This window comes from Microbacterium sp., assembly GCF_052102115.1.
In the GTDB taxonomy this organism is placed as follows: Bacteria; Actinomycetota; Actinomycetes; order Actinomycetales; family Microbacteriaceae; genus Microbacterium.
The window spans coordinates 1-7,773 of the sequence record NZ_JBQDVP010000081.1 but is presented as its reverse complement, the minus strand read 5'-3'; the positions used below and the strand labels follow the sequence as shown (position 1 = coordinate 7,773).

General features: G+C 66.5%; 7 protein-coding genes. 6 read left to right on the top strand and 1 reads right to left on the bottom strand.

What is annotated here, in order from left to right:
* Positions 1-570: GntR family transcriptional regulator (locus ACTICP_RS15235; RefSeq protein WP_441893801.1), on the bottom strand; the 570-nt coding region annotated here is incomplete at its 3' end.
* Between the two features lie 23 nt (positions 571-593).
* Here ACTICP_RS15235 and ACTICP_RS15230 point away from each other — a divergent pair.
* From ACTICP_RS15230 to solA, 6 genes are all read left to right on the top strand, one after another.
* Positions 594-1,244 carry an FMN-binding negative transcriptional regulator gene (locus tag ACTICP_RS15230; RefSeq protein WP_441893799.1) on the top strand — a complete coding sequence of 217 codons (651 nt, stop codon included), beginning with the start codon at positions 594-596 and terminating at the stop codon, positions 1,242-1,244.
* Positions 1,244-2,824 (top strand): amidohydrolase, encoded by a 1,581-nt coding sequence (locus ACTICP_RS15225; RefSeq protein ID WP_441893797.1) that lies wholly within the window; start codon positions 1,244-1,246, stop codon positions 2,822-2,824. The genes ACTICP_RS15230 and ACTICP_RS15225 overlap by 1 nt, the downstream gene beginning before the upstream one ends.
* A complete protein-coding gene (locus tag ACTICP_RS15220; protein WP_441893795.1) occupies positions 2,824-3,843 on the top strand; it encodes an NAD(P)-dependent oxidoreductase in 1,020 nt (339 codons plus the stop codon). The genes ACTICP_RS15225 and ACTICP_RS15220 overlap by 1 nt, the downstream gene beginning before the upstream one ends.
* Positions 3,840-5,429: an ABC transporter substrate-binding protein gene (locus ACTICP_RS15215; RefSeq protein WP_441893793.1), complete on the top strand. Its 1,590-nt coding sequence runs from the start codon at positions 3,840-3,842 to the stop codon at positions 5,427-5,429. The genes ACTICP_RS15220 and ACTICP_RS15215 overlap by 4 nt, the downstream gene beginning before the upstream one ends.
* A gap of 128 nt (positions 5,430-5,557) precedes the next feature.
* On the top strand, positions 5,558-6,268 hold the full coding sequence (locus tag ACTICP_RS15210; protein ID WP_441893791.1) for a GntR family transcriptional regulator: 711 nt from the start codon (positions 5,558-5,560) through the stop codon (positions 6,266-6,268).
* 122 nt (positions 6,269-6,390) lie between these two features.
* On the top strand, positions 6,391-7,515 hold the full coding sequence (gene solA / locus ACTICP_RS15205; protein WP_441893789.1) for an N-methyl-L-tryptophan oxidase: 1,125 nt from the start codon (positions 6,391-6,393) through the stop codon (positions 7,513-7,515).
* Positions 7,516-7,773: the final 258 nt, after the last annotated feature.

Genomic DNA, 7,773 nt, shown 5'->3' with positions numbered 1-7,773 from the left:
CCCGAGTACGCGGAACAGTGACAGGGAGGATACCCACTGGGGGTCTTCGACGATCACGGCGTCGCCGGGGCGAAGATGGGTGGCCAAGATTCGCTCGAGCCCGTCGAGCGCGCCGTTGACGATCGTCAGGCGTCCGCGGATTCCGTCGGCGGCGAACTGTGTGGTCATCACTTCGGCAAGTCCCTCGTTGAGGGCGGAGGTGTTATACAGTCGCGGTTCGTAGAGATCCGATGAGAGGAACGCACCGACGTCGGGCAGCAGTGTCGGGTCAGGTGAGGACGTGGAGAGATCCCGGACGCCTTCCGGCAGCGGAAGGCGCAGTGGCCGGGGGATCGGCGGGCGCTCCGCGACGCGGCTGCGCCTACCGTGCGCCGAGGTGATCACACCCCGTTCTCGCAGTTGACGGAAGGCGAGTGCAACCGTTCCGGGGCTGACGCCGATGTCGTCGGCGAGGGAGCGGATCGAGGGCAGCTCGCTGCCGACGGGAAGCTCGCCGCTGCTGATCGCGCGTGAGAGCGCTTGAACGATCTCACGTGCAGAGGCTATGGTGGGCAGATCATCAGCTAACACAGTTAGAAAGTGTACTAGAACACATGTGGATAAATCCACTCTTTCAGGCAGACGCCCGCAACGAGGTCGCGCAATTGCTCGGCGCGCACTCTCTTGTCACGCTCGTCGCCGAGTCGCCGTTGCGCGCCGCCCACCTTCCGCTGCTTCTCGAAGACGACGGCGAGAGCATGAGGCTCGTCGGGCATATTCCGCGGGTCGACCCCGTCGCCCAGGCGATCGACGCGGGAGAGCGGATCCTCTGCATCGTCCACGGCGCCCGCGCTTATGTGAGCGCCGGCTGGTACGACGATCCCGGCCTCTCCACCTACAACTTCAGCGTCGTGCATCTGGAAGGCGCGGCCACGACCATGACCGATCCCGCCGAGCTGCGTGCGCATCTGGTGGAACTCGTCCGCGTTCACGAAGAGGCAAAGCCCGCCGTCGACGCGGGGCCGTGGCAGATCGACGCGGTTGCCGATGCCCGCATCGACGCCCTGCTGCCCGCCGTGATGGGCTTTCGCATCACGGTCGACTCTGCGCAGGCCAAGACCAAGTTCGGTCAGAACCGCTCGCACGACGATCGCGTCGCGACGCGTGAGCACCTGCACCGATCGCCCGCCGCCGAAGATCGCGAGATCGCTGAGCGGATGGACGATGCCGTCGACGCCCCAGACCCGAGGAGGCCAGGTCACTGATGCGACTGGACACCATCATCGAAAACGCGCACGTCGTCACGCGCGATCCCGAACGGCCCACGGCCGGTCGCATCGGGCTCTGGCAGGGTCGTGTCGCCGGCGTCGATGACGAGATCGATGGGCTCGACGCCGCAGAGGTCATCGACGCGGGCGGAGCAGTCGTTCTGCCGGGGTTCATCGATGCGCATACCCATCTGCAGCTGACCGGTCAGGGGCTGCTCGCGATCGACATCAGCGCCGCGGACAGTGTCGATCAGGCTCTGGCGATCATCGCCGAGCGGTCACAGACCTTCGCCGCCGACCAGTGGGTCGAGATCAGCGGCTACGACCAGCGCGCGATCGGCCGTGACCTCACCGCCGCCGAGCTCGATCAGGCGACCGGCGGCCGCAAGGCCTGGGCCCGGCACATCTCCAGCCACTCGTCGGTGATCTCCAATGCCGTCATCCGTGACATCCCCGATCCGGCCAGTCGTGACCTTGCCGAGCGCACCCACGGTGTGCTGCGGGAGGTCGAACAGGACCTCGTGCGGGCCCAGCGCCTTCCCTATTCGCTTGAGGAGGCCGGTCGCACGATCGAGATCGCGGCCGAGCAGGCGCGGCGCGAGGGCGTCACCTTCTGCATGGATGCCGGTGCCGGCGGCCGTATCGGCAGCCTCAACCCGCTCGACCTCAGCACGCACCAGCGACTTCTCGAACAGGGGCGCATCCCCGTGCGGATGCAGTTGATGCCAAGCCTCGATGCTCTCCACGCGGTGCAGGGCGGTCACGGCGACGGTTTCGAGCGCGGGCTCGACGTCGGCCTGCGGACGGGCATCGGGTCTGACCGGCTCCGCGTCGGCGGTCTCAAGGTCGTGATCGACGGTGGCATGATGGTGCGCACCGCGCGCTTCACCGAGCCCTACGAGGGATCGGACAACCGCGGGCAGTACAGCACTGACCCTGACGAGCTCATCGCCGGAATCGTCGACGGACACCGAGCCGGGTGGCAGCTCGCCGTCCATGCGATCGGCGATGAGGCCATCGATGTCGCCCTGGAGGCGTTTCGGCAGGCCGACACGTACGGCGGAACTGCCGGCCGCCGCCATCGTATCGAGCACGGCGGGCTGATCCGCCCCGATCACATCGCCGAGCTCGCTGCACGCGAGATTGCGATCGTCGGCCAGCCGTCGTTCCTGTATGACTCGGGTGATGACTTCGCCCGCCAGATGGGGCCGAAGCGGGCGCCGTGGCTCTATCGCGGCCGCTCGCTCGTCGATGCGGGCGTCCGCGTCGTCGGCAGCACCGATCGCCCTCTCGCCGGCACGCCGCTGCGCGCGATTCAGGTGCTCGCCGATCGCACGAGCAACAGCGGTGCGATCATCGGCGACGGCGAGCAGCTCACCGTCAGTGAAGCGCTCGACACCGTCACGACCCACGCTGCGTGGGTTGCCGGTATGGAAGATCGCCTCGGCCGCATCTCGGCCGGGTTCCTCGCCGACTTCACGGTGCTCGATCGCAACCCGCTCGTCGTCGAGGTCTCTGAGATCGCGGGCATCGGGGTGCGGGCGACCGTCGTCGACGGTCAGTGGAGTGACGTCTGATGATCACCGTCTCGCTGCCGCCCGCGCTCGATCAATCACAGATCGAACGGCTCATCGGCGGGCGCGCGCAGGTACGGCTGGTGGGCTGGGACTTCATCGAGGAACCGGTGGATGCCGATACGGCCGACCTGGATGTCGTCGTTTCGCCGTTTCACACCACGAGCCCGACGCCGAACCCGACCTACGTCGGCCTGCCCGCGATCGCCGCTGCGCTGCCACGGGCGCGCAACGCTCAGCTCGTGCAGCTGCTCTCGCTCGGCAGCGAGGGTATCGCTGATCATCTGCCGCCCGGCGCGGCACTCGCGAATGCCGCCGGCGCCATGGAACACCAGACCGCCGAACTCGCCTGCACGCTGCTGCTCGCGCTGAGCCGCGGCATCCCGCATTTCGCCCGACAGATCGAGTGGGCCAACTCTCGGACCCCGGGGCTCTGGGGAAAGCGCGTGGTCGTGCTCGGTCATGGCGGCGTCGGGCGCGAGGTCGTGCGACGGCTGCAGCCGTTCGAGACGCAGATCGTCCGCGTCGCCCGGACCGCGCGCACTCTTGACGATGGCAATGTCGTGCACCCGGTCGCCGAGCTGGCCGAGGTCGCGGCCGGCGCGGATGCGCTCATCTGCACAGTGCCCCTCACCCCTGACACCCTGGGGCTGGTGGATGCCGGCATCCTCTCTGCCCTGGCCGACGGCGCGATCGTCGTCAACGTCGGGCGCGGCGCGGTCGTGCGCACCGACGCGCTCGTGGCCGACCTGGAATCGGGCCGACTCTCGGCGGCCCTCGACGTCACCGATCCGGAGCCGCTGCCTGCCGGGCATCCGCTCTGGAAACTTCCCAACGCCATCGTCACCCCGCATGTCGGCGGAAACACCGACGCCATGCGTCCGCTGCTGCACCAGATCGTCGCCGAACAGATCGTTCGCGTCGGCACCGGAGCCTCACCCGAGAACGTCCTCGTAACCCCCTCCTCGCCCGACAGTGGGCGAGGAACCACCACCCAGAATGCACCCAAGGAGAGATCATGACGAAACGCTCCCTGCGATTGTCCCTGATCGGAGCCGCCGCAGCGATGACGCTCGCGGTCACGGCCTGCAGCGGTTCCACCACCGGTCCCGACGGCGCCGAAGAAGCCGGCGATCCCGTCGCTGGCGGTACGCTGACGTACGCCATCGAGACGCAGCCCCTCGGCGGTGGCGTCGACCCGATGATCGCCACCGCGCTGGCGGCGCAGACGATCATGGACCAGGCATACGAGACCCTGCTCACCCGCGACGCCGACGGCGAGATCCAGCCCGGCCTGGCACTCGAATACGAACAGCCGGATGACCTGACCTACATCTACACCCTCCGCGAGGGAGTGAAGTTCGCCGACGGCAGCGACTTCACCGCCGATGACGTCGTCTACACCTTCGAGGGCTACAAAGACGCCCAGACGAGCAAGAAGGCCTACCTCGGTGGCTTCGAGTCTGTCGAAGCTGTCGACGACTACACCGTGAAGTTCACCTTCAGCGAGCCCAACGCCACCTTCCTGAACGCCACCGCACACCGCGAGACGTTCATGATTGTCGGCGAAGAGGGCTACGGCAACGCCACGGCCGAAGAGCGCGAGACCCGCACATTCGGCACCGGCCCGTTCCAGGTGACCGACTGGAAGGATGGCGTGCAGATCACCCTGTCGAAGAACGAGAACTACTGGCAGGAGGGCAAGCCCTACCTCGACACCATCGAGATGCCCATCATCACGGACGACACGACGCGTCTCGCCGCCCTCCAGCAGGGCACAGCGGATGCCGCGTGGTTCGCCGACGGCAACATCGCCGATCAGGCGGTCAACTCTGGGTTCACGCTCGGCGAACTCGCCTACACGCAGACCCTGCCGATCTTCATCAACCCCGAGTCTGGCCCGCTGTCAGACGTGCGGGTGCGACAGGCTGTCTCGCTGGCGATGGACCGCCAGTCGCTGGTCGACGTGTCGATGCTCGGCTATGGCGACGTCTCGCTCGTGGTCCCCGCCGGCGACCCGGCGACCCCGGGTGCGGACGGCGACACGCCGAACTACACGCGCGACGTCGACGCCGCCAAGGAGCTTCTCGAAGAGGCAGGCCAGCCCAACCCCACGATCGAGCTGTCGTACTTCGCCGACGTGGTGCAGAACCAGCATCCGATCTACGAGCAGATGCAGCAGCAGCTCGCCGAGGCCGGCATCACGCTGAAGCTGAAGGCGACGCCGTCGTCGGAGATGTCGCCGATCTTCACCGCGGGTGAGACCTTCACCGACCTCGTCTCTCTGCCGTGGAGCTACCGCGCCGACCCGACGTTCTACTTCGACCCGTTCCTGTCAGAGTCCGGAGCGATGAACCACTGGGACGGCAACGCCGACGCCGAAGCCGCCAAGAAGCTGCTCGACGAGGCCAAGGCGACGTCCGATCCGGACGCGAAGGCCGACCTCATCGAGCAATTGACGACCGAAGTGGCCGAACAGGTGCTCATCCTCGTGCCGATGGCTGTTCCTGCGCACTTCGAGCTGTGGAACTCCGACACCGTCCACGGCTACGAGACCGACCCCTACGGCTCGCGCTACAACCTCACGAACGCGTGGGTCACTCCCTGACCCGGTGACCGGCAGGTGCTGCACCTGCACAACACAGCTGCAGGCTCGGACGTCGTTCCGGGCCTGCAGCTGTGTTTTATCACACGATAGAGTCGGATGCCGGAATCACCCGGGAGCAGGGAGTGACAGTGGCTGAACACGAGACGATCTCGGATCGGCTGTTTCAGCGGCTTCGCGCTGAGATCCTCTCAGGTGAGCTGGCGCAGGGGAGCCTGCACTCGATCTATGCGCTCGCCGAGCGCTTTGACGTCTCACGCACCCCGACCCGTGATGCCGTTCTGCGACTGGCAGACGCGGGGTTGATCACGATCGAGCGCAACCGGGGTGTTCGAGTGCGCGGCATCGGCGTCGACGACATCCGACGCATCTTCGAGCTGCGGTTGCTGCTCGAGGTGCCGGCCACCCGATTCGCGGCAGCGCACCAGGCTCCTGAGCGTTCGCGGCTGCTCGAAGGCGATCTGGAGATCATGCTCGCCGCCGTGCGCTCCGGCGACACGAGCGCGTTCGTCGAACGCGACATCGTTATGCACGAACGCATCCTCGACGCCATGGGAAACGAGCGTCTCGTCGCGCAGGTTCGTGCGCTACGCGAGCAGACCGTCGTGATCGACGCGTCAACATTCGGACGCTCACGCAGCCTCGACGATGTGCATGCCGAACACCTGCCGATCGCGCGTGCTGTCATCGATGGCGACGTCGCCGCGGCAGGCGCCGAGATGGCGCGCCATCTCGTGCAGACAGCCCTGCTGCTGATGCGCCAAGTCGCCGCCCGTACGGGAGAATTGCTCCCCGCGAACTGGCCCGCTGATTTCGTCGCCGCCAGCGCAGCATCGCCGTGACGTCAATACGTGATGCTCACACACTGCGCCGCTCATAACGTGGGCGCTTGACCTATATCCTCGACCTCCACTGCTCACGCAGACTGGCGTGAATCCCATCCAACGAGGAGCAGTGAGGCGTCATGGAAACATTCGAGGTCGCCGTTGTCGGGATGGGGGCGCTCGGCAGCGCAGCCGCCTATCATCTCGCCCGTCGTGGCGCCAAGGTCGTCGCGTTCGAGCAGTACGACCTCGGTCACGTACGCGGAGCGTCGCACGACACTTCGCGGATTGTGCGGACGTCTTACGGTGCATCGCAGTACGTGCGCCTCGCCCAATCTGCGTACCGTGACTGGGCGGACCTTGAGGCGGAATCCGGCGAGAGGCTGCTGACCATCACCGGCGGCGTGATCTTCCTGCCCGTCGCCGGACCGTACTCGGCATCCGATTTCACTGCCGCCCTGACTGAGTGCGACGTGCCGCACGAGCTTCTCGCCCCAGATGAGGTGCGCCGCCGCTGGCCCCAGTTCGACGTTCCGGAGGGTGTCGAGACCGTCTACACCGCCGACACCGGGATCGCCCACGCGGCCCGCACCGTCGCCACACTGCAGATGCGGGCGCGGGTCCACGGCGCCGACATCCGCGATCGCACGCGGGTCGATGCCGTCGCCCCCGACGGTGACGGAGTGATCGTGCGCACCTCGAGCGGTGACGTGCGCGCGAACAAGGTCGTCATCGCAGCGGATGCCTGGACGAACGACTTGCTCGAGCCTCTCGGCGCCGCGATTCCACTGGATGTCATGCAGGAGCAGGTGACGTACTTCCAGTCATCGCGCCCGGAGGCGCATGACCGGGACACCTTCCCGGTCTGGATCTGGGAAGACGAGGAGTGCTATTACGGGTTCCCGACCTATGGTGAGCCCACGATCAAGGCCGCTCGCGATGTGTCGTTCAACCGGATGACGCCGACCGAGCGCACCTATGTGCCCTCTCCGGACCTCACCGCGCAGCTCAGCGATTTCGTGCACGGTCTGGTTCCCGATGCCGGCCCGGAACTGCGCACCTTGACGTGCCAGTACGCACTCACCCCTGACCGCCGATTCATCCTGAGTCCGCTCGATCAGCATCCTGACATCATCGTCGGGCTCGCGGCTGGCCACGGGTTCAAGTTCACCCCGGCCATCGGGCGGATCCTCGCCGAGCTCGCCCTTGACGGTGAGTCCACTGACGACGTCTCGAAGTTCGCCGCTCCCGCAGCGGCGCACTGAACCCGACTATGGAGGATCTTCCCATGATGCAGTCCGCGCAATGGGGTGAAGCACTGTTATCTCCCTGCAGAGCCGGCACTACCGTGGCCGCTATGTCGCCGGAGACAGAGATGAGTTACTGAATGGCACGCTATGTATTCACCCGGATCCTCTCGTCGCTCTTCGTCCTCTTCGTTCTCTCTGTGCTGGTCTTCTCGATGGTTCGGATCATCCCGGGCGATCCGCTCGCGGCGTTCGCAGATCCGGCGAACCCCGATC

Bases quoted from the DNA above. Each gene is read 5' to 3' on its own strand.
- ACTICP_RS15230 (WP_441893799.1), top strand. From the start codon at position 594: ATGTGGATAAATCCACTCTTTCAGGCAGACGCCCGCAACGAGGTCGCG.
- ACTICP_RS15225 (WP_441893797.1), top strand. From the start codon at position 1,244: ATGCGACTGGACACCATCATCGAAAACGCGCACGTCGTCACGCGCGAT.
- ACTICP_RS15220 (WP_441893795.1), top strand. From the start codon at position 2,824: ATGATCACCGTCTCGCTGCCGCCCGCGCTCGATCAATCACAGATCGAA.
- ACTICP_RS15215 (WP_441893793.1), top strand. From the start codon at position 3,840: ATGACGAAACGCTCCCTGCGATTGTCCCTGATCGGAGCCGCCGCAGCG.
- solA (WP_441893789.1), top strand. From the start codon at position 6,391: ATGGAAACATTCGAGGTCGCCGTTGTCGGGATGGGGGCGCTCGGCAGC.